This window comes from Rhodococcus sp. NPDC019647, assembly GCF_044389235.1.
GTDB classification, from domain to species: Bacteria; Actinomycetota; Actinomycetes; order Mycobacteriales; family Mycobacteriaceae; genus Rhodococcus_F; species Rhodococcus_F oxybenzonivorans.
The window spans coordinates 49,870-70,632 of the sequence record NZ_JBIRXS010000002.1; the positions used below are offsets into that span (position 1 = coordinate 49,870).

Here is a 20,763-nt window from a genome sequence, read left to right on the forward strand (position 1 = left end):
GCACGCTCGGCGCCCATCCCAGTGATCTTGCTCGACAGGATCACGCCAGGAACGACGCTGCGCTCGCGACCTCAGATGGTTCCCGACCGTCTTCAGCTGAACGATCGCCTCGAGGTCGGCGAACGTCTCCCGGTGGCATTGCAGCGGTCGAGGGTGCTATCAAGCTCTGCCCTATGCGTGCGGCGGGCGCCACAGCGGTTGCCGCTTCCTGCGAGTTCGGTGACGTCCTGGCATTTGAGGAGTCTGCCAGCAACATGGTGGAGCAACTTCAGTGCCTACCCGGAGCGACAGAGCAGGCAGTAGTTACGGGCAACCATGGGGTAGGCATGCGCGGGCACCCTCGGGACGCCGAGTGCCTACGGCGAACCGATGTCATACCGCGACGGTGATGGTCAGCGGCGTTGCTCCGTCGTGGCCGTTAACGCGTCTGCCGGGCCGGACCGCTACGTTTGTTGGTATGCCTCATCCCAGCAGTTCAGCCGCCAGATCCTCGAGTTCTTTGAGGATCTCGTCAAGTGGGACGTCTTGGAGCCAAATGATGACGCGGTCCGCGCCGGCCGCTTCGAGCGCGGCGACCTCGTCGCGCGTGCGCCACTGCCCCTGCAGCCCGAAGACGCTGACATCGAGTTCGTTCGGGTCTCGACCGGCGTCTCTGGCGAACCCGTGAAGCTGCTCGACTCCCGTCGCAAGCTCCTCCGCCGTCTGCACAATTGGGATCCAGCCGTCGCCCCACTCGACGATGCGCTGGAATACCTTCGGTGAACCCATCGACGCCAGAAGGATCGGTGGATGCGGCTGACTGCGTGGTTTCGGGAAGGACCGTACGGGTGGGAAGTCGACGTAGGTACCGTGGAATTCGGAGGGGTCGGTTGTCCACAGCGCCTTCATGGCAGCGACGTGTTCGGTGACCTGGGACCATCGGTGCTTCCAGTCCCCGCCCATGACGCGGCACTCGGACTCGTTCCATCCCGTTCCAACGCCGAGCTTTAGCCGCCCACCGCACACGTCGTCGAGCGTGGCGACCTGAGACCCGGTCAAGATCGGCTCCCGCTCGGCTGGCAGCAGCACAGCGGTGCCGAGAGTGATGGTGCTGGTGACCGCGGAAGCGCGAGCCAGGCAGATGAGCGGATCGGGCTCACGCATCACCAGGCTGGGTGGCTCAGTGGCGCCTTCCTCCCACCGCCCTGGGTAGTTCAGATACTTGTCATCAACCGGGACGACGGGGTGGTCGCCCAGCCAGTACGACTCGAAACCGAGTTCTTCGGCACGCCGCGCTACAACTGCCGAGTCGTGCTCACGATCGGCCGGGACCTGAATAACTCCAATTTTCATTGCTGCTCCTTAGCGTACAAGTCGAACCAGTTTGTGCTGCCACCACAAAGAATGGTGACTTGATTTGCCGGTCAACAGATCGTCGCGACCAGCTTGTAATTCACGGTCATATCTCCGTGCATCGCAGTAACACACGGACTTCGGATTCTCTCGAAATGACTGGCCTATCGGTTACTCTATGACTTAGGGTCGCGCGATGCGCACGATACGGTCTTTCCCGCCCCTCGATAGCGCGCACATCATCGTCAAAGCTGTGTCGCAGCCTGACGCCAACGTGGGGCTACGGGTCCACCAGCACGAATTGAAGAACGTTTGGCTCCAGCGCGACACAGCTACCCTTGGCCTACTGATAGCCAGTCGACATTGCGCTGCCACGCATGGGGCGAATGCCGCAGGGGCATCGGTCGATCCGCTCACAACAAGCTCGGGCGACTCTAGGGGGAGGATGACTACTTGCCCGCCAAGAACACGTCGAAAGTGTGTTGGGTGTCGAGGTATTCCTTAACTTGTTGCATCTTTCCGTCAGATACGACGAACAGCATGTGATATTCGTTGTTGTAGATGCTTCCGTCCGGATTTTCACCGTACGACTCCACCTCGGCAGCAACGCGGTCGCCCTCGGCGGTGAGCGCCTTCACCCTCATTTCGAGTCCGTTCTTCATGGGCACGACCAAATTCCTGAGGAGCTCATCCATTTCCGCCTTGTTTTTGGTACCCGCCAGCGGAAATAGTTCCGGTTTTCCGCCGACCCACCAGGTGCAGGTCTCTGACATGTCGGCCAACACGGCGTCGATGTCGGCTGTTGCGAACTTGGCCAAGAATTGCTCGACGAACTGCTTATTCTGCTCGATGCTCATTTTGCGACTCCTTCTCAGTGTTGAAATCAATTGATTTGCAGAAATTTTAATCCGCGCATTAATTGTGCGCGCGGGCGTCTTCATCGGCGTTCGCGGGGCGCGGGATCGGAAGTGCCACCAGATGATCGAGGACAGTCTGCTCGACAACTGTGACCACCTCAGGTGCGTAGGTCCGACCGATTGTTACAAACACCTCCACTCATGCGATTGGTTCGAGCGCTGCGCGGCACCAACGCGAAGCCGCCCGTGCACTCCGCGCCGGCCGGCCTCGAGATCGCCCGTTCCCGTCGGCGCAGCACAGCGGCATACCCTCGCATATGGTTTCACCGCTCCTGCGCGCGGCTGAGTCGGGCCGGTCTGTGACGACCCTCACAGCAAACCACTATTCGACTGGGTAGTCAACAGTAGCCGCACCCAACGGCTGCCTGGTTATACCTATTCAGATATAACTCCTGCAAAATCGGGTCAATCGCTGCCTACAACAGTTGACTAGTCAGTCAAGTTCGCAGGGCGAGTTCCATCCACAGTCGCTGGGTGTGCCAGGAGGACAGGGTCCCCGAAACCGGCCCCCGGAAGCACTCCGCTTTTGCCCGCGCCCTCGCAATACAGGTCACTCGATCAGGGCCATGGACTGTTGTGGATTACATTCGCTCAAGAACCGTGATGCGCTACCTGACAGCCCTTTCCGCAAATCTACCCAATCGGACACCAACCGATCACATGTGTTGCTTTCCAGCAACAGCGGGACCGCCAAAGCTCCTCCCATCCCGTCGAATGCCGCAAGCAAAGTTAGCGTCGACGGGGGCGCGCATACCGCCGAAGAGTCGTCCCATCGCCATGCCGGAGAAGATCCGCTGCCCAGGATTCGACGAGCGTGATGGCCGGGGGCCTGTTTCGGTCGGAGATGTCGGGTGCACGCAGTTGCTTCGCTACAGCGTCCGGATCGAGCGCGCTCCTTCACCGTCGACTGATTGGCGATCGTCACGTACTCGACCCCGACATCGGTCCCTGCCCGTGATCATGCGACCGCCAGGCGGTGCTGCCGCGTTGTGTGCACCTGCGTAGCAGGATAAACCGAGGAACGCCGCGTCTTCGTCCAAGAGGAGCCATCTCGGCACCGATCTGCAAAGCGCGAAGAGCGCGAGAGCTTCTGAGCCGCCCGGCGAGATCGCTGGAAACCGACACCTGATTTGTATGTCACTTTCTCGTCCAATAATCGACGCAGCGTATACCCCTGATAAGGACGGGTGTCGTATCCATACCAAGAATTGAAGTTGACTCACAAGTCATATCTGGCTAGTCTTACGTCCGCGGATGAATCATGCTTACGTCACCGCGCACTTGGGACAGAAGCCCTGCCGCTCAGGTCCGACTCGGGGTGCCACGGGCCCGGGGTCACAAGAGTTCTGCGGGGAGGCGCGGCACTCGCACTGTGGCGACTACAACTGTCCGATCCCGAGGCATTTCTGCGACCTCGGGCGTGCCACAGCCACTGTTGTGTCCAACACGCTTTCGTTGAATTCCTCAAGCAGAAAGTCGAACCCGGTATGCATACCTCTGGCTACACGCTCACTGAACGATTGAACCGTATCCCGGTTCTTACGACTCGCCACAAAGTGTGGAGCGCGGTCCTAGCTGGTCTTCTGATATTCGAGATGGCTGACTTGAACGCTTTCGCCTACGTCGCCCCGACGTTGCGTCAGCAATGGGGACTCTCCGTCGATGCAGTTGCACTCATCAGCGCCAGCGCCTTCCTCGGTATGTCGCTCGGCGCAGTAATCGGCGGAATCCTCGCCGATCGCTTCGGGCGCAAGCGCTTGCTCGTATGGGGCACAGTGTTCTACTCGGGCTTGTCGATTCTGTCCGCAACATCGAGCGGGCCGGTACAACTGGCAGCGTATAGATTCTTCATCGGGGCGGGCCTCTATGCCGTAACGGTCGCAGCACTGACATACGTCGCCGAGATGTTCCCGCGGAACCACCGCGGCAAGGTGCAGTCGCTCCTCTTGGCTGTCGCGTTGCTGGGAATCCCGTTGATGTCCTGGCTGAGTCGCTGGGTTGTCCCAATGAGTGCCAACGGATGGCGCTGGGTTTTCGTCGCTGGAGGAAGCGGGCTGGTCGTCGCTGTCGTCGCATCGCGCCTACTTCCGGAATCGGTCCGGTGGCTCGAACAACATTCCGGTGCTGTCCAGACCAATGATGGTGAAGACATCGTCGCCGATATCGAACGACGGTCGGTGCACATCACAGGCACTGACCTTCCCGTTCCGGTAAATGCCCCCGCGGCTCCCGTCGGAACCGCCAGCGACCTGGTTCGCAGCGGCTATCTCAAGCGCGCCGTGGTCATGTCGGTGACGCTCGCGTTCGCAACCTCAGCGTTCTACGGTTACAACTCTTGGATGCCGGTCCTTCTCACCGAGCACGGCTTCAGCACGGACAGCAGTTTGACCTACACCTCCATACTCGCCGTCGCTGCCTGCCCAGGAGCGCTTCTGGCGTTTCTCTTCATCGAGCGAGTCGAACGTCGTACCGCCATCATGGCCATCTACCTGTTGACCGCGATACTGCTCGTGGTGTTCGGCACCACCGAATCTGACTTGATCTTCGCATTGTCCGGAGTCGCTATCAGTTTATTGCTGTACTGCAACACTGCAATGATGTACACCTACATGCCTGAAATTTTCCCAACTCAGTTGCGTGCGTTAGGCACTGGAATACCCAACAGTGTCGGCCGCCTCGCCACTGTCGTGTGCATGTTCGCGGTCGCCGCTATTCTTAGCCAGATGGGCTTCACATCCGTTTTCGTCTTCCTGGCCGCTGCCGCCGCACTCGCCGCACTAGTGATCGGCGTCTTCGGGGAGCGCACCAGGGGCCGGACGCTCGAAGACATTTCCGCAATCAACGGTGGATCCGCTGACCCTTCGACACGAACTCAAACCGTACCGGCTCAAGAAGTAGAGAACTGATTTGGTGTCGGGGACGGGCCGCGTCGACCTGCTTTCGTCGTCGCTTTCCGGAGGAGCACACGGTGGTGACTAGAGTTGGAGTGGGTCGACGGTAGTGCAATGGGTGCCGGCACTGCAGAGATCGTCGCACGGGCCGGCGAACCTGTACTGATCCTCGAACGTGACGAAGCGTCGGGTGCTGCCGCTAACGTCAAGAACGAGAATTCGCTCTCGCGCAGTACGCGCACGAAAACTATCCCAAGAGGCCTCCGACAGCGCACGAAGTCCGGTTTTCACCACACTCGTGATCGACGACTTCGCCGACCGGGAGCTGATCATCGAGGCTCGCCCCGCGATCGAGGAAGTCAAGCTCGACCTTTCAGGCGACTGGACGGCGTCGTCCTCTTCCCGGCACAGCGATCTGGACGTCCACCACATCGTCCATCCCGGTGTCCCGCGAATGCCACGGCGCACCCCGGAGCGCGTCGTGGGCATGCATTTCTTCAATCCGGTCCTAGTGATGGCTCTGGCGGAAATAGTGGTCGGATTGCGTACCGCCGAATCAGTGGCCGACTACGCCACCAACGACGTGGCCAAGCGTTTGTCCAAAGACCCATCCGTTCAGCCCCGATTCACCGTCCTTGATTGGGCTGACGTCCCGCCAGATTCGGGCGAGCAATTCCCCGAAGCACACGTGATCCTCCGGTCTACCCGGCATTTCCACTCAAATTTCCGGTCGTGCCCTGCTGGGCAAATGGTCAGGTGGTGGCCACCGATGGACTGCTCGCGATCTCGAGAGGTGACGCCAGGCCGAACTCCCAGGACCAACCGGTCGGCACATGCAAAGTCGGGGCGGCGTCCGGAGGACGCGACCCGGGCCGGGATGTTAATCAGATGGGTCCGCAGCGTCGCCCAGCGGACGCGGGGCAAGACGCGGCGAGGCAGCGACGCCGGCGGCGCAAGCGAGGTTGTACGCAATCACAGCGTGCGCCGCCGGACCGCCTTGCTGCGTATTTTCCCGATGGCAAGGTGCGCCAGCGGCCCGTTCTTCAACTCCGCGATCGCCAGCTCGACGATCGCGTGATCACGGTACCGGGCGCGGGCGGTGGCGATCCCCGTCGGTCTTGGCCAGTCGCATTGCCGGCACCGCCCAGCGGCCGACACGAGGTTCGGGTCGGGTCATCGAAAACGTGGGTGACGGTACGAGATGCTTTCACCTGCGAGAATGCTTCTGTTCTGATGCTGGAATCTCTGTGCGGCAGCTCAGATTCTCCTGCCCGGCAGGGGCTCTCGTGCTCTACGACACGCTCAACTCCGTCACATCACTGGTGGATCAGGATTGAAACGTAGACCGAGAGACTGAGCCCACAGCTGAGTCAGTGTGGAAATGGCCGCATCCTCGTCGAACTTCACCCCGTGGATGAACCACATTTGGGTAAAGTGTTCAACCATTCCGCCCAGCGCGGCCGCGGCAATTTCGGCATCGAGCCGAGAATCCACCACTCCCTCTTCCTGCATTCGCCTAATTCCTGCTTCGTTGCGTCGCAGGAAGAGGTCCCGGATCTGCAATTTCAGGTCACGAAACTGCGGATCTCGGATTGCCATTTCGTCGATGACTGCGACCAGCCAGGCGTTGCGTGCCGCTGCAGCAAAATACTGACGGTTTGCGGCCTCAATTCTTGAAATTGCATCATCCGGCACATTGCTGTTCATTTGTGAGGCGCTGAACATTTCTCCCGCCACCATCGTGAACAGTTCGTTCAGCACAGATTCCTTCGTTTCGAAATAATGGTAGAAAGTGCCGTAGGATGTGCCGGACCGTTCGGCAATATCTGCGATCCGGGTTTCGCGGAAGCCCCGTTCCTCGAAGAGTTCGCGTGCTGCCGCGACCAATGCTCCGCGCGTACGACGTCCCCGCTGGGTGGTTGGCGTCTCTTGCTGGGCCGGTCGGAGCGATGCAGGGGGAATTGCAGTTCCAGTATCAGAACGGCTGCCGTTGTGTACTGCCATCTCGTGTCATCCTTCCGGGATCCGCCGCCGCGCCGCGCACAGCGCATCGTCGTTCCTATCTTACGGGCTCGATTTCTGCTTGCGCAGACGCACGTAGCGCGACCTTTTTGATTTTTCCGGATGGTGTGAGCGGCAATGAGTCGACCACGTGTATCCGAGCGGGAATCTTATATTTGGCGAGTTGTTCTCGGCATCGGTCGAATAATGCGCCGATGTCGACAGTTGCTCCCGGTGTGGGGACAATGTATGCGTGTCCCACTTCGCCGTACAAGTCGTCAGAAATTCCGATTACGGCACACATCGCGACCGTCGGGTCGGCGGCGAGAATGTTCTCGATTTCGACGGGGTAGACGTTGTATCCGCTTCGGACGTACATTTCCTTTTTGCGGCCGCATAATGCAATTCGGCCGTCCGGTCTCTGGCGCGCCATATCGCCGGTGACCAGCCATCCGTCGGGGAGAAAAGTATGTTCCGATTCGGCGGGCTTGTTCCAGTATGCGTCGGCGACGCATCCGCCGCGAATGTGCAGTTCGCCTTCGCTGTCGGGAGGCAGCGGTTGGTGGTTGTCGTCGGTGATGCGGATCTCGAAGTCGCCGATGGGAACTCCCAGGGTGGCGACGAGTGTCTCGAGGTCGTCATCGGGAGCGGAGATGATGCAGGCCCCGGACGTTTCGGAGAGGCCGTACAGATTGGCCATACGGGCTCCGTTGAAGGTGTCAAGGATTCGTCGGCCCATTGCGGGTTCGACGTTGGACCCGCCGGTCACGCAGATGCGGACCGAGGAGGTGTCCGCGGCTGGGAAGTCGGGCAGGTCCATCATCATGGTGTACATCGTGGGGACGCCGATGAAGATCGTGACCTTCCGGCGGTCGATGGCTTCGAGCGCCATTTTGGGGCTGTACCGCGGGAGTAATGCCACCTTGCCGCCGGCGGCCATCGTGGCAGCGACGGTGCACGTCATTCCACCGACGTGGTTGAGGGGCATGTGGCCGATCGCGACGTCATCCGCGGTCAGGTGGAGGTGCTCGGCCGTCGCGGCCGCGGATGCCAAAATGCTGGCATGCGTCAGGGTTGCACCCTTCGGGTCTCCGGTGGTTCCTGAGGTGTACAGGACGACTGCCGGGTCGTGTGGTTGTACCAGCGACTCGCGGTGCCGAAGGGAATCGGCGTCGGGTGCGGTCGGTATCTCATCCCAGCGATGGCTTCCCACGAATCCGTCGTCGCCGAGGAAGATGTAGTGACACACGGTGGGGATGCGCGGGCGGAGTCCCTGGACGAAGTCGACGAAGTCGAACGCACCGTCTCGGGAACAGCAGATGAGCATGCTCGCGGCGGACTGGTTGAGCATGTAGTCGAACTCGCGCTCGCGATATGCGACGTTCAAGGTGACCAGGATGGCGCCGATCTTGGCTGCGGCGGACCAGGTAATGAGCCATTGTGCAGAGTTGGGGGCGGCGATGGCGATGCGGTCACCCTTGTTGATTCCCAGAGACATCAGGCCCGCGGCGAACTCGTCCACCGCGCGCGAGAAGTCGCCGTAGGTCCAGTCTCGATCCAGGCACAGCAGGAAGGTGCTGTCCGGGGACGCGTTGTGCAGCAGCGCCGACAATGTTGCTGACTGCGGTGTGATCGAGCGAGCAGGCTCGGCATCGTTGTTCATGAGAAGTGGTCCTCTTTTATCTCTTTCCGGCGAACACTTTCAGGTACCGGCGAGGTGACGTGCCCGGTTCTATCGTCCCGGACACGTCACCTCGGGTGTCACGCTAGGATTCGACCAGGTCGGGGTGGATGGCCTTGGAGGGTCGGAAATGCATGAACTCGTAGTGGGCCACCCCGTCGCGCACGAAGGGGTCTTCCTCCATGAGGGCACGGACCTGGTCTTCACTGTCGCCGCGGGCGATGATCAGTCCCCCGGTGAACGGTTGGCGGGGACCCGACGCGACGAATTGTCCGTCGTCGTAGCAGCGGTCGACGAACGCGAGGTGCTCGGACACCACGGGCTCGTCACGGCTGAAGGGTCGGGTGTAGGTGCTCGCAATGACGAACATCGGCTCTCGACTTCCTGGTAGCGGCGTCAGTGGCCGGCGGCGGCGGGAACTTTCGAGAACTCGAAGCCCTCGAAGTCGTGGCTGGCACTCTTCTCGATTTCCTGGAAGTAGCCGGCCGCGCCGCCGAAGTAGAACAGCACACGGCGGGGCTTGCCGGGAATGTTGGCGCCGAGGTACCAACTGTTGAAGGATTCCCCGCTGGGGAGCAGCGTCATGTTGAAGATCTCCGCCACGTGCTCGGTCCACTTCTCTGTGGCCTCGGTGGTCGGCTGCATGCGGTCGTATCCGTGCTCGTTCATGTAGGTCAGCGCCCGGCCGAGCCACTCGACGACCTGTTCGATGATGACAGGGATGTTCGCGTAGGCGCTTTGCGGTCCGCAGATCATGAACATATTCGGAAAGCCGGGGGTGCCGATGCCCAGATAGGTTTCCGGGCCGGCGGCCCAGTACTCGGAGAGCTCGACCCCGTGTTCGCCGCGGATGTCGATGTTGTTCAGGGCGCCGGTGACGGCGTCGAATCCGGTGGCGAAGATGATGGCGTCGAACTCGTATTCGCGATCGCGGGTGCGCAGGCCGGTCGTGGTGATCGACTCGATCGGATTGTTGCGGATGTCGACGAGGCTGACGTTGTCGCGGTTGAAAGTCTCGTAGTAGTTGGTTCCCGACGGCGGCCGCTTGGAGATGTAGGGGTATCCGCGAGGAGTGAGCAGTTCGGCGGTCTCCGGATCTGTGACGGTCTCGTGGATTTTGCGGCGGATGAATTCCGCGGCGGCGTCATTCGATCGCTGATCGAGGATGAGGTCGTCGAAGGTTTCGAAGACGAAATGGAAGCCGCCGTTGCGCCATCCTTCTTCGAAGATCCGGTCACGTTCGGCGTCGATATCGACGTCGTCGTACATCCGCCCCGCCGGATCCATCGGGAAGCCGAAGACATGGCTGCGGGCCTGCTGCCAGACCTTGGCGTAGTCAGCTTTGATCTTGCGTCGGAACTCGTCGTCCAGGTCGTGATTCTGCGCCGGCATCACATAGTTCGGGGTGCGCTGGAAGACGGTTAGGTGCTCGGCGACTTCGGCGACATGCGGAATGGTCTGGATGCCGGAGGCTCCGGTCCCGATTACCGCCACTCGCTTGCCGGTGAAGTCGACCTTCTCCTTCGGCCACCGCGAGGTGAGGTAGACCTCACCGGTGAAGCTGTCGAGGCCCTCGAACGGGGGCTCCTGGGGAACCGACAGGTGCCCGAGTCCGGTGAAGAAGTAGGTGCAGGTGAACTGGTTACCGTCGTCGGTGGTGATCGTCCATCTGTTGTCCGCTTCGTCGTAGGCGGCGGCCGTGACACGGCTGCCGAATCGGATGTTGCGTCGGACGTCGAAGCGGTCGGCGACGAAGCTGATGTAGCGCTGTACCTCCTCCTGGCCGGGGTAGCGCTCGGACCAGTCCCATTCCTGTTCGATCTCCGGGAACGGGAAGCAGTACGACCAGCTTTCGCTGTCGGTCCGGGCGCCCGGGTACCGGTTCCAGTACCAGGTTCCACCGACATCGGTTCCCGCTTCGAGCGCGACGGCGGACAATCCGAGTTTCTGCAGTTCGATCAGCATGCGTACACCGGCGAAACCGGCACCGATGACCAGGGCATCGGTGTGGTTGTTTTCGGTGGCCACCGATGCATGTTCTTGTCTGGACATCTGGTTCACTCCTCGACTCGATCGTTCGTTATGACGGTGCAGTGGTGGTGTGCGCATTCGGTCTCTCAGCTCAATCCGAGTCGCGGGCGAAGTCACGGTGAGACCCACCTTGGGGTGTCTGGTGGGGATTTGCCCACTGCCGCGGACCTTGGAAGGCACAGTTTCACCGGCGGGAAAGAAACTTTCCACATCACCACCGGGCACTATTGTGATGATAGCCACATCTTGACTGATCAGTCAACTGTTAATGGGATTCCACGATGATGCGCATCGCGCTGGCCCTACTAACTCCAGGTGAACTGGCGTAGTTGGCACTTGACTAAGGAATCAACTTGCGGTTTCATTGAACGCATCGCGAGAACATATCGCCGGTTGTGCACCCCGGACCGAGAAGCTGAGCGGTCCCGATGTCCCACCTGGCAGCGCCTTTCGCCGATGTGTTCGCACGTCGAGCTGCTGCCGTAGTGCCGTCCGGCGATGAAGGGCGGTGCCTTCCTGCTGCGGGTGGGGTGCACCGGCTGCAGCACCACACGATGTCCACGAGTCCGATCGAGGTGTACGTATGACTGCCCTTTCCACACGGTTCGATACGGGGTCCGAGCAGTTCCTGCTCGATCGCCGGGCGATGCTCGAGGCCCTCGAACCGCTCGAGTCCCTCGCGGACCGCGTGCTCGACGCGGGTGGCGCGAAAACTGTCGAGCGTCACCGCTCACGCGGGAAGTTGCTGGCCCGCGAACGGGTCGATCTGCTCCTGGACGAGGACGCGCCCTTCCTCGAGTTGTCGTGCTACGCCGGGGCGCATGATCCGGACGAGCAGCCCGGTGGCCGGCTCATCACCGGGATCGGCCCGGTCAGCGGCGTGGAGTGCATGATCATCGCCAATCAGTCGACGGTCAAGGGTGGCTCCCTGAACCCCGATGCGGTGGCCAAGCAGTTGCGCGCCCTCGATATCGCCGAGCGCAACCGGCTGCCGGTGATCACGCTCGTCGAATCCGGTGGTGCGGACCTTCCCCGTCAGGCCGACATATTCGTGCCCGGCGGGCGGACCTTCCGTGAACTCACCCGCCTCACCGCGGCCGGAATACCGACGATTTCCCTCGTCTTCGGTAGTTCCACCGCCGGCGGTGCGTACGTGCCGGGCATGAGTCAATACACCGTGCTGGTCAAGGAGGCCGCTTCGGTGTATCTCGGTGGCCCACCGTTGGTGAAGATGGCGATCAACGAGGACATCGACGACGAGTCGCTCGGTGGTGCGGAAATGCACGCCCGGGTGTCGGGTTTGGCGGACTACCTGGCCGAAGACGAGCGTGACGCGCTGCGTCTAGGCAGGCAAATCGTGTCGGATCTGCAGTGGACCAAGGCCGGTCCGGGTCCGTCGTTACCCGCGGACGCTCCCCTCTACGACGAGGAAGAACTGCTGGGCTGCGCGGCAGCGGACGCGAAGCGTCCGGTCGAGGTCCGTGAAATCCTCGCTCGCGTTCTGGACGGCTCGCGCTTCGACGAGTTCAAACCACTCTTCGGCACCCAGCTGGTCACCGGGTGGGGCTCGATCGCCGGTTACCCGATCGGGATCCTCGCCAACAACGGCATCTTGTTCTCCGACGAGGCGAACAAGGGTGCCCATTTCATTCAGCTCGCCAATGCCCGAAACATACCGCTGTTGTTCGTGCAGAACATCACCGGCTTCATGGTCGGCTCCGCCGCCGAGCGCGGTGGCATCATCAAGGACGGCGCGAAGCTGATCAACGCCGTCTCCAATTCCACTGTCCCCCATCTGACTTTGATGATCGGGGCCTCGTACGGTGCCGGCAACTACGCGATGTCCGGTCGCGCCTACGATCCCCGGTTCGTCTTCACCTGGCCGAATCACCGTATCGCCGTCATGGGCGGCGCTCAGCTCGGTGGCGTCATGTCGATCATCCGCAAGGCCGCGGCGCAGCGGTCCGGTGCAGCGTTCAGCGACGCCGACGATGCCCAGGTGCGCCGCGAGATCGAGGAGATGATCGACAGCCAGTCCGGGGCGGTGTACGCCACGGGCCGGGTGTGGGACGACGGCGTGATCGATCCCCGCGATACCCGCACCGTCCTCGGCCTGGCCCTGTCCGCCACCCATTCCGCACCGGTGACCGGCACGTCCCGGTTCGCTACGTTCCGATTGTGAGAAGGATTGTGAATCACAGTTCGATCAGCACCCTGCTCATCGCCAACCGCGGCGAAATCGCGCGACGCGTCATCCGCACCGCCCGCGCGATGGGAATCCGCACGGTCGCGGTGTATTCCGATCCTGACGCCCGGTCACCGCACGTGACCGATGCCGACTTCGCCGTCCCGATCGGTGGAGCCAGCAGCGCCGAATCCTATCTGGTGTGGGAGAAAATTCTCGATGCCGCCCGGCGCACCGGCGCGAACGCCATCCACCCCGGCTACGGATTCCTCTCCGAGAACGCCGAATTCGCCCAGGCCTGTGAGGCCGCCGGTATCCTGTTCGTCGGCCCGAGCCCGGACTCGATCCGCGAGATGGGGCTCAAGGACCGGGCCAAGGAATGGGCCCGCAAGGCCGACGTGCCGGTCCTCCCGGACGCGGTCATCACCGGCGAGGACACCGCCGCCTGGGAGGCCGCCGCGGCCGAGGTCGGCTTCCCTCTCCTGGTCAAGGCCGTTGCCGGTGGCGGTGGGAAGGGTATGCGTTTGGTCGAGCGCGCCGACGAGGTGGTCGAGGCGGTCGCCGCGGCCCGCCGCGAGGGCGCGAACCTGTTCGGCAATCCCACGGTCTTCCTGGAGCGGTACCTGAAGTTCTCCCGGCACATCGAGATCCAGGTCTTCGGTGACAAGCACGGCAATGCGGTGCATCTGGGCGAACGTGAGTGCTCGATCCAGCGCCGTCATCAGAAGGTCCTCGAAGAAGCACCTTCGCCCGTCATCACCCCCGAGGTGCGCGAGAAGATGGGCTCGACAGCAGTGTCGTTGGTCCGCGAGCTCGGATATGTCGGCGCCGGCACCGTGGAATACCTCTTTGACGACGAAACCGGCGGGTTCTACTTCCTCGAAATGAACACGCGTTTGCAGGTCGAACATCCTGTCACCGAGGAAGTGACGGGCTTGGACCTGGTCGCCTTGCAGCTGCGAGTAGCCCGCGGCGAGACTTTGGGATTCGACCAGGGCGAGGTCCGCATCGACGGGCACGCGATCGAGGTCCGGCTCTACGCGGAAGATCCCGCGAACGACTACCTGCCCACCCCGGGCACGCTGCACCACTACACCCACCCGGTGCGGACGGGCATCCGCTACGAGGACGGGATCGCCGCCCCGGCAGAGATCTCGCCGTTCTACGACCCGATGATCGCCAAGATCATTTCCCACGCCGACAACCGCGCCGAGGCGGCGTTCGCGTTGGCGGCCGCGATCGACGCCACCGAGGTCCACGGCGTGACGACGAACCGTGATTTCCTCTCGTCCCTGCTGCGGGACCCCGATTACCTCGACGGCGCCACCCGCACCGACTTCCTCGACCACCACCAGCACCTACTCGACCCGCCGATGGCGACGGCCTGGCCGGTTCACCTGGCCGCCGCGGTGGCCGTGTCGACGGCGCGGCGGCGAAGCGCCGATCCGGTCCGTGGACATGCCCGGCCCGGTTTCCGCCCCCTCGCCACCCGCCTGCTGTCCCGCGCCACCTGGCACCGAGCCGGTAGGGAGCCCGCCCTGCACGTCGGCTACCGTCTGGGTGGCTGGCAGGGGGACACCGACCTCCTTCTCGACGTCGACGGTGTCGTGCACGAATTCACTCTCCGCGACCTGAACGGCGACAGCGTGCGCGTTCACTACGACGGGGTGGACTATCCCTGCACGGTGCGCGTACATCCGGACGGCTCGGTCTGGGTCAACGACGCGAGTAGTCAGTCCGGCTGGCAGCCGCAGCCGCGTCTGCCCGATCCCGGCGATGCGACCGCGGCCGCTCTCGGCCCGGTCAACGAGATCCCCGGAACCGTGGCCGCCATCGCCGTCGAGGTCGGTGACACGGTCACGGCCGGCCAGAAGCTCGTCGTCATCGAGGCGATGAAGATGGAGCATCCCGCCACCGCCGCCGTCGACGGAACGGTCGAGCAGATCCATGTCACGGTCGGCCAATACGTCGACGCGCACACCGTCCTCATCACCTTGGCAGCGGGAGATCAACCGTGAGCACGCACCACCCCCTACGGATCGCCAACTGTTCCGGCTTCTTCGGTGACCGCCTCGCTGCGGCACGGGAGATGGTCGACGGCGGGTCCATCGACGTCCTCACCGGCGACTGGCTCGCAGAGCTGACCATGGGCGTCCTGGTCAAACAGCGTAAACGCAACGCCGACACCGGGTTCGCCCGCACCTTCGTCCAGCAACTCGACGAGGTACTCGGCGCTTGCCTGGACCGGCGCATCAAGATCGTCTCGAACGCCGGCGGGCTCAACCCGCACGCCTGCGCCGAGCAGGTGACACGCATCGCCGAACAGGTGGGCCGGACGGTGCAGGTCGCGGTCGTCGACGGTGACGACGCCACCGACGCCTTCACCCGTGCCCGCGAGCAGGGCTGGGACGCACCGCACCTCGATACCGGCCAGCCCTTCTCCGAGATCGGCCAGGACCCCGACGTCGTCAGCGCCTACCTCGGTGGGTGGGGCATCACAGAAGCCCTCGACGCCGGCGCCGACGTCGTGATCACCGGTCGCGTCACCGACGCCGCGATCATCCTCGGGCCCGCCGCCTGGCATTTCGGCTGGTCTCGCACCGACTGGGATGCCCTCGCCGGTGCGGTCGCTGCGGGGCATGTGATCGAGTGTGGGGCGCAAGCCACCGGCGGGAACTTCTCGTTTTTCCCCGAGGTTCCCGGCATGGCTCACGTCGGCTTCCCCATCGCCGAAATCGCTGCCGACGGCTCCTCAGTCATCACCAAACACGCGGGCACCGGTGGTGCGGTCACCGTGGAAACGGTCACCGCGCAGTTGCTCTACGAGATCGACGGACCCCGCTACGCCAACCCCGACGTGATCACCCGCCTCGACACAGTCCGGCTCGACCAGGTCGGTGATGATCGAGTCCGAATCTCCGGTGTCCGAGGTGAACCCGCGCCCGCCACCATCAAGGTCGGTGCGTTGGTCTCCGGTGGGTGGCGCAACGAGGTGACCTTCGTGCTCACCGGAACGAACATCGAAGCGAAAGCTGACCTCGCCCAGAACGCATTGTGGGCGACGATCCCTGGCGGGAAGCAGGCCTTTCGACACGTGACCACCCGGTTGCTGCGCGCCGATCGACCCGACCCTGCGACGATGAACGAGGCAGTCGCGCTGTTGACGATCGCAGTGACCGATCCATCCCGGGAGAAGGTCGGCGCCTTTCCCCGAGCCGCGATCGAAACCGGATTGGCCAGCTACCCCGGCCTGTACTTCACCGCCCCACCCGCACCAGGCAGTGAAATCTCGGTCTTCTGGCCGACCTTGATGCCCGCCAGCATGTTCCACCAGCGAGTCACCCTGGCCGGAAACATCACCGACGTTCCTCCGGCCCCGACCGATCCGGAAGTTCCACCTTTCGAGTACATCACCGCGGGCCCGGCCGAACCGCTTCCCGGTCCGACCGTCCGCCTGCCGATGGGCACCGTTCTCGGCACCCGCTCGGGAGACAAGGCAGGCAACGCCACACTGGGTGTCTGGGCCCGCGACGACGACGCGCACCGATGGCTGCGCTCGTGGTGGACCGAGGACGCGGTGCGTGCCCTGGTCCCCGAGGCAGCGGACTGCGGCCTGCGCATGTGGGAGCTGCCGCACCTGCGCGCCTGCGGAGTGACCATCGTCGGCCTACTCGGCCGCGGAGTGGCCGCAAACCTCGACCTCGATTCACAGGGAAAGGGACTCGGCGAGTACGTGCGCGCCAAGCACCTCGACATCCCCACCGTGTTACTGCCGGCCGACGGGCAGATGCCCAATGCACTCGTCGCCACCGAAACAGTGTGAGGAAGGCTCATGTCCACCCTGAACACCACCACCGAACTGGTACACCTCACCGCCGAGCGCGGCGTGTCCACCATCACGCTCGACTCACCGCGCAACCGCAACGCACTGTCCGCGCAGCTACGAACCGAGCTGCTGCAGCTGCTCGAGGAGGCACTGAAGGACGAGTCGACACGCGTCATCGTCCTCACGCACACCGGATCGGTGTTCTGCGCAGGCGCCGACCTGAAAGAGGCGCGCAGCGCGGACACCACCAAGTCCGGTGGTGAACTCATCGCGCTCCTCGAGAAGCTGATGACCTCGCAGAAACCCGTGGTGGCGCGGCTCGCCGGCCCCGCCCGCGCCGGCGGAATCGGGCTCGTCGCCGCCTGCGACTTCGCAATCGCCGCCGACACCGCCACCTTCGGATTCAGCGAGGTCCGGATCGGGGTGATTCCCTCGATCATCTCGGTACCGCTGCGGCTGCGAGTAATGCCACCGGCCCTGCACCGACTGTTCCTCACCGGGGAAACATTCGATGCGCATCACGCGGCGAGTATCGGCCTGGTCAGTGAGGTGACCTCCGAAGCGGACCTCGACAGCACGGTCACTCGGCTCACCCGCACGTTGCAGCTCGGCTCCCCCCAGGCATTGGCCGGCGTCAAGCAGCTCCTACATCCACCGAGTGCAATCCTGTCCGATCAGTTCGCACAGATGCACAACCTCACCGCCCGGTACTTCGGCTCGGCGGAGGCGCGGGAAGGGATCCGCGCCTTCGCCGAGAAGCGGCCGCCCGAGTGGGTCCCGGCCGCCGACGCCGACAGCTCGACCTGACCGAGTGACTCACATTCATTCAGCACATCGATTCAAGGACAGATGATGACCAATCGGCTGGGCGGCCGCCCAGGCCCCGTGTGCGGTCATCGTGTGCCATACGGAGGTAGTTCACAGTGATCGGTCTTTCCCACTCACCGGAGGTGACCGCACTGGTCGAGAAGACCAGAGCGTTCACCCGCGATCTGGTGTTGCCCGTCGAGGACGAGCACCACGGCGACATCACCGCCGCCGGTGGTGACACCTTGCGGGTGGAACTGCAGAAGGCGGCCAAAGAAGCCGGGGTCTTCGCCCCCCATGTGCCCGTCGAATACGGCGGCCACGGGCTGAACATGACCGACCGCGCACCCATCTTCGAAGAAGCCGGGTACTCCCTGTTCGGACCGGTGGCGTTGAACATCGCCGCACCCGACGAAGGCAACGTCCACATGCTCGACCACATCGCCAGCCCGGAACAAAAAGAGCAGTTCCTCGCCCCCCTTGCCCACGGCGATCTGCGGTCTGCCTTCGCGATGACCGAACCGTCCCCGGGAGCCGGATCGGATCCGACCGCACTGACCACCCGCGCCGAGAAGGTACCCGGCGGGTGGAAAATCAACGGACACAAATATTTCATCACCGGCGCGGACGGTACCGGATTCTTCATCATCTTCGCCCGCACCTCCGGCCAACCGGGCGACCGCGGCGGCGCCACCATGTTCATCACCCCCGCCGATGTACCCGGCCTGAAAGTGGGCCGGCACATCGACACCCTCGACAAGTCCATGATCGGTGGACACTGTGAGGTGTTCTTCGACGACCTGTTCGTTCCCGACAACGGGGTACTCGGCGAAGTCGACCAGGGATTCCGCTACGTGCAGGTCCGGCTCGGACCGGCACGGATGACGCACGTCATGCGCTGGCTCGGAGCCGCGCGCCGCGGCCACGACATCGCGGTGGCACACGTCGCCGAGCGGGAAGCGTTCGGCGGCAAACTCGGCGACCTCGGCATGATCCAGCAGATGGTCGCGGACAACGAAATCGACATCGCCGCCACCCGCGCGCTGCTGACCCAGGCCTGCTGGGAACTCGATCAGGGCGGGCACGCGAGCAACGCCACCTCCATCGCGAAGACCTTCGCCGCCGAGGCAATCTTCCGGATCGTCGACCGCTCGATCCAGATGTGCGGCGGGCTCGGGGTGTCCGGCGATCTGCCGCTCGCACGCCTCTCCCGTGAGGTGCGAGGATTCCGCATTTACGACGGGGCCTCCGAGGTACACCGCTGGGCCATCGCCAAACGGGCCATCGGTGCCGCGAAGAGAGCAGCCCGGGAGGCCGCCGCATGACCGCCACCCAGCACCGCGGACTCGACCTCGGCGACCTGCGCTCCTACCTGATCGACTCCGGTGTAAGGGTTGACGGTGAACTGCGCGCCGACCTGATTTCCGGTGGCAAATCCAATCTCACCTATGCCATTTCCGACGACTCCTCCCGGTGGGTGCTGCGCCGGCCACCCACCGCGGGCCTGACCCCCTCCGCGCACGACGTGGCCCGCGAATACCGGATCACCTCGGCGCTCCAGGGCACCGGAGTCCCCGTCGCGCGCACCATCACGCTCTGCGAAGACGTATCCGTGCTCGGTGCCCCGTTCACCCTCGTCGAACACGTCACCGGGCGTGTCATCCGCACCAAAACCGACCTCGCCGAACTCGGTGGTCAAGACATCGACGCCTGCATCGACGAACTGGTCCAGGTGCTCGGTGCCCTGCACAACGTCGACTACCACGCGGTCGGTCTCGAAAAGTTCGGCCGGCCGGACGGGTATGTGACCCGGCAGGTGGCGTTGTGGGCGAAGCAGTGGAGCCGGGTGAAGACCGAGGACTCCCCCGATCTCGACCGGTTGCACGCCGGCCTCGCCGACTCGATTCCCGCACAGTCGGAGGCCTCGATCGTGCACGGCGACTTCCGGATCGACAACACCATCCTTGCTCCGGACGATGTCAGCCGGGTGGCTGCGGTGGTGGACTGGGAACTCTCTGCCCTCGGGGATCCGCTCACCGACGTCGCGCTGATGTGCGTCTACCGAAATCCGGCGTTCGACCTCGTCATCGGTGAACCCGCCGCGTGGACGAGCTCACGGCTGCCGTCGGCCGACGAGATCGCCCAGCGGTACACACTCGCCTCGGGCCGGGAACTGGCGCACTGGAACTTCTACCTGGCCTTGGCCAACTTCAAACTCGCCGTCATCGCCGAAGGCATCAACCACCGCTACCGGGTGGGTGCGACCGTCGGGGACGGTTTCGACAAGGCGGGCGAGTCGGTACCCGAATTCATCGCGGCGGGTCTTCACGCCCTGAAAGGAAAGAACTGATGGGCACCAGTGCACTCATCACCGGCGCCTCGCGCGGCATCGGGCTGGGCATCGCCACCCGACTTGCCGAGCAGGGCTACGGCCTGACGATCAGCGCCCGGGATCCCGAGCGGCTAGAGGCCGTCGCCCACGACCTGCGGGCAGCAGGGGCGAAAGAGGTCGTCACGGCGGCCGGTGACATGGCCGATCCAACGGCGGTCGACCAGCTGGTCGATGCCCACGCCGACCGGTTCGACACCCTCAACGCCCTGGTCCTCAATGCCGGCTTCGGATCCTCCGGAACCATCGACGCCTACCCGATGCGGCGATTCGACACGACCATCGACGTCAATTTACGGGCCCCGCTGATATTGCTGCAGCGAACACTGCCGCTGCTGCGCTCCGCAGCCGCCGCCGATCCGGCCCGAGGATCGAAAGTGGTTGCACTGGCCTCGATCACCGGCGTCTACGCCGAAGCCGGTCTCGCGGTGTACGGAGCGACGAAGGCCGCACTCATCTCACTGATCGAAACCCTGAACGCGGAAGAGTCCGCTCACGGTGTCACAGCAACCGCGATCGCACCCGCCTTCGTGGACACCGACATGGCCACCTGGGTCCATGACCAGATACCGCCCGAAACAATGATCCAGGTCGGCGACATCGTCGAGCTCGTCGACGCACTGCTGCGGCTCTCCTCCCGCGCAGTGGTCCCCAACATCGTCGTCGGCCGCGCCGGAACGAGTAGCTACCACGCCTGACCACC

Annotated in this window: 15 protein-coding genes; 9 read left to right on the plus strand and 6 right to left on the minus strand. The window is 63.5% G+C overall.

The annotated features are described in order from the left end of the window. Positions 1-462: 462 nt before the first annotated feature. Positions 463-1,332 carry an LLM class F420-dependent oxidoreductase gene (locus ACH49N_RS04730; protein ID WP_358276121.1) on the minus strand — a complete coding sequence of 290 codons (870 nt, stop codon included), beginning with the start codon at positions 1,330-1,332 and terminating at the stop codon, positions 463-465. Positions 1,333-1,781: 449 nt separating this feature from the next. Continuing rightward, on the minus strand, positions 1,782-2,189 hold the full coding sequence (locus ACH49N_RS04735; protein ID WP_358276122.1) for a nuclear transport factor 2 family protein: 408 nt from the start codon (positions 2,187-2,189) through the stop codon (positions 1,782-1,784). Between the two features lie 1,547 nt (positions 2,190-3,736). Here ACH49N_RS04735 and ACH49N_RS04740 point away from each other — a divergent pair. Further along, complete coding sequence (locus ACH49N_RS04740; protein WP_358276200.1) at positions 3,737-5,155, plus strand: MFS transporter; 1,419 nt, start codon at positions 3,737-3,739, stop codon at positions 5,153-5,155. 175 nt (positions 5,156-5,330) lie between these two features. Further along, positions 5,331-6,218, plus strand: coding sequence for a 3-hydroxyacyl-CoA dehydrogenase NAD-binding domain-containing protein (locus tag ACH49N_RS04745; protein ID WP_358276202.1), 888 nt, complete (start codon positions 5,331-5,333; stop codon positions 6,216-6,218). Positions 6,219-6,451: 233 nt separating this feature from the next. Here the strand turns inward: ACH49N_RS04745 and ACH49N_RS04750 are convergent, their stop codons facing one another. The 4 genes from ACH49N_RS04750 to ACH49N_RS04765 form a co-directional block, all read right to left on the minus strand. Beyond that, positions 6,452-7,144: a TetR/AcrR family transcriptional regulator gene (locus ACH49N_RS04750; protein WP_358276123.1), complete on the minus strand. Its 693-nt coding sequence runs from the start codon at positions 7,142-7,144 to the stop codon at positions 6,452-6,454. 55 nt (positions 7,145-7,199) lie between these two features. Continuing rightward, entirely contained in the window at positions 7,200-8,804 is a 1,605-nt protein-coding gene (locus tag ACH49N_RS04755) for a class I adenylate-forming enzyme family protein (RefSeq protein WP_358276125.1), read from the minus strand. Between the two features lie 103 nt (positions 8,805-8,907). Continuing rightward, positions 8,908-9,192 (minus strand): YciI family protein, encoded by a 285-nt coding sequence (locus tag ACH49N_RS04760; RefSeq protein ID WP_358276126.1) that lies wholly within the window; start codon positions 9,190-9,192, stop codon positions 8,908-8,910. A 26-nt stretch (positions 9,193-9,218) separates the two neighbouring features. Beyond that, complete coding sequence (locus tag ACH49N_RS04765) at positions 9,219-10,874, minus strand: NAD(P)/FAD-dependent oxidoreductase (RefSeq protein WP_358276128.1); 1,656 nt, start codon at positions 10,872-10,874, stop codon at positions 9,219-9,221. 562 nt (positions 10,875-11,436) lie between these two features. Here ACH49N_RS04765 and ACH49N_RS04770 point away from each other — a divergent pair. The 7 genes from ACH49N_RS04770 to ACH49N_RS04800 all read left to right on the plus strand — a co-directional run bounded on the left by ACH49N_RS04770 (position 11,437) and on the right by ACH49N_RS04800 (position 20,758). After that, positions 11,437-13,035 carry a carboxyl transferase domain-containing protein gene (locus tag ACH49N_RS04770; RefSeq protein ID WP_358276129.1) on the plus strand — a complete coding sequence of 533 codons (1,599 nt, stop codon included), beginning with the start codon at positions 11,437-11,439 and terminating at the stop codon, positions 13,033-13,035. Between the two features lie 8 nt (positions 13,036-13,043). Then, positions 13,044-15,056 carry a biotin carboxylase N-terminal domain-containing protein gene (locus ACH49N_RS04775; RefSeq protein ID WP_358276131.1) on the plus strand — a complete coding sequence of 671 codons (2,013 nt, stop codon included), beginning with the start codon at positions 13,044-13,046 and terminating at the stop codon, positions 15,054-15,056. Next, the gene (locus ACH49N_RS04780; RefSeq protein WP_358276133.1) at positions 15,053-16,861 is read left to right on the plus strand and encodes an acyclic terpene utilization AtuA family protein; all 1,809 of its coding nucleotides are present in this window, start codon (positions 15,053-15,055) and stop codon (positions 16,859-16,861) included. Before ACH49N_RS04775 ends, ACH49N_RS04780 begins: the two co-directional genes overlap by 4 nt. 9 nt (positions 16,862-16,870) lie before the next feature. Next, positions 16,871-17,671 (plus strand): enoyl-CoA hydratase-related protein, encoded by an 801-nt coding sequence (locus tag ACH49N_RS04785; protein WP_358276134.1) that lies wholly within the window; start codon positions 16,871-16,873, stop codon positions 17,669-17,671. Between the two features lie 116 nt (positions 17,672-17,787). Further along, positions 17,788-18,996, plus strand: a complete 1,209-nt coding sequence (locus ACH49N_RS04790; RefSeq protein ID WP_358276135.1) for an acyl-CoA dehydrogenase family protein — start codon at positions 17,788-17,790, stop codon at positions 18,994-18,996. Next, positions 18,993-20,021 (plus strand): phosphotransferase family protein, encoded by a 1,029-nt coding sequence (locus ACH49N_RS04795; RefSeq protein ID WP_358276137.1) that lies wholly within the window; start codon positions 18,993-18,995, stop codon positions 20,019-20,021. Before ACH49N_RS04790 ends, ACH49N_RS04795 begins: the two co-directional genes overlap by 4 nt. Continuing rightward, positions 20,021-20,758 (plus strand): SDR family oxidoreductase, encoded by a 738-nt coding sequence (locus ACH49N_RS04800; protein WP_358276138.1) that lies wholly within the window; start codon positions 20,021-20,023, stop codon positions 20,756-20,758. The genes ACH49N_RS04795 and ACH49N_RS04800 overlap by 1 nt, the downstream gene beginning before the upstream one ends. The last annotated feature ends 5 nt before the right edge of the window (positions 20,759-20,763 follow it).

What these genes read in the sequence shown, in the direction of transcription:
- ACH49N_RS04730 (WP_358276121.1), bottom strand. Translation starts at nt 1,332, where the DNA reads ATGAAAATTGGAGTTATTCAGGTCCCGGCCGATCGTGAGCACGACTCG.
- ACH49N_RS04735 (WP_358276122.1), bottom strand. Translation starts at nt 2,189, where the DNA reads ATGAGCATCGAGCAGAATAAGCAGTTCGTCGAGCAATTCTTGGCCAAG.
- ACH49N_RS04740 (WP_358276200.1), top strand. Translation starts at nt 3,737, where the DNA reads ATGCATACCTCTGGCTACACGCTCACTGAACGATTGAACCGTATCCCG.
- ACH49N_RS04750 (WP_358276123.1), bottom strand. Translation starts at nt 7,144, where the DNA reads ATGGCAGTACACAACGGCAGCCGTTCTGATACTGGAACTGCAATTCCC.
- ACH49N_RS04755 (WP_358276125.1), bottom strand. Translation starts at nt 8,804, where the DNA reads ATGAACAACGATGCCGAGCCTGCTCGCTCGATCACACCGCAGTCAGCA.
- ACH49N_RS04760 (WP_358276126.1), bottom strand. Translation starts at nt 9,192, where the DNA reads ATGTTCGTCATTGCGAGCACCTACACCCGACCCTTCAGCCGTGACGAG.
- ACH49N_RS04765 (WP_358276128.1), bottom strand. Translation starts at nt 10,874, where the DNA reads ATGTCCAGACAAGAACATGCATCGGTGGCCACCGAAAACAACCACACC.
- ACH49N_RS04770 (WP_358276129.1), top strand. Translation starts at nt 11,437, where the DNA reads ATGACTGCCCTTTCCACACGGTTCGATACGGGGTCCGAGCAGTTCCTG.
- ACH49N_RS04785 (WP_358276134.1), top strand. Translation starts at nt 16,871, where the DNA reads ATGTCCACCCTGAACACCACCACCGAACTGGTACACCTCACCGCCGAG.
- ACH49N_RS04795 (WP_358276137.1), top strand. Translation starts at nt 18,993, where the DNA reads ATGACCGCCACCCAGCACCGCGGACTCGACCTCGGCGACCTGCGCTCC.
- ACH49N_RS04800 (WP_358276138.1), top strand. Translation starts at nt 20,021, where the DNA reads ATGGGCACCAGTGCACTCATCACCGGCGCCTCGCGCGGCATCGGGCTG.